The sequence below is a fragment of the Arthrobacter sp. 05L421 genome, from assembly GCF_056397785.1.
In genome coordinates this window covers 1-574 of the sequence record NZ_JBFTOC010000069.1, presented here as the reverse complement: position 1 = coordinate 574, position 574 = coordinate 1, and the positions used below count along the sequence as shown (strand labels likewise).

The following is a 574-nucleotide window of genomic DNA, read 5'->3' as shown; positions in this document are numbered from 1 at the left end:
CGGTGCTGTGGCTGGGCCCGGCAGAATTCCTGCTCGTGGCCCCCGCGGAATCCCACGAAAGCCTGGGCGGCGAGCTCCCCCGGGGGCTCATCACGGCACTGGCGGACGGCCAGGGCCAGGTGGTGGACCTGTCCGCCAACCGCACCACGCTCGAACTCTCCGGCCCCCGCGCCCGTGCCGTCTTGGAGAAAGGCTGCGCGCTGGACCTGCACCCCCGGGTCTTCAAGACCGGGACGGCGCTGTCCACGGAAATCGGCGGCATCCCCGCCATTTTGTGGAAGACCGCGGACCAGACCTACCGGATCTTCCCGCGGGCATCGTTTGCGGAGTTCCTGGGCCGCTGGCTCCTTGATGCCATGCGCGAATATGCGTCCACCGAGGTCCCCTGATGGCGCTTAGCGTCCTGGACCTGTTTTCCGTTGGCATCGGGCCGTCGTCTTCCCACACGGTCGGCCCGATGCGGGCGGCCAAGCGGTTCGCGGACGGGCTAAAAAGCGACGGGCAGCTGAGCTCTACCACCAGGGTGCAGGCCGAGCTGTTCGGTTCCCTCGGCGCCACCGGCCGGGGCCACGGT

The 574-nt window shown here is 69.2% G+C and carries 2 protein-coding genes; both read left to right on the top strand.

The window, feature by feature from the left end:
• Window positions 1-389 (top strand): sarcosine oxidase subunit gamma (locus AC1DKQ_RS22460; protein ID WP_476920287.1); only part of this gene is annotated, 389 nt, incomplete at its 5' end.
• On the top strand, window positions 389-574 hold a 186-nt coding region (locus AC1DKQ_RS22455), incomplete at its 3' end, for a serine dehydratase beta chain (protein WP_476920286.1). The genes AC1DKQ_RS22460 and AC1DKQ_RS22455, both read left to right, overlap by 1 nt.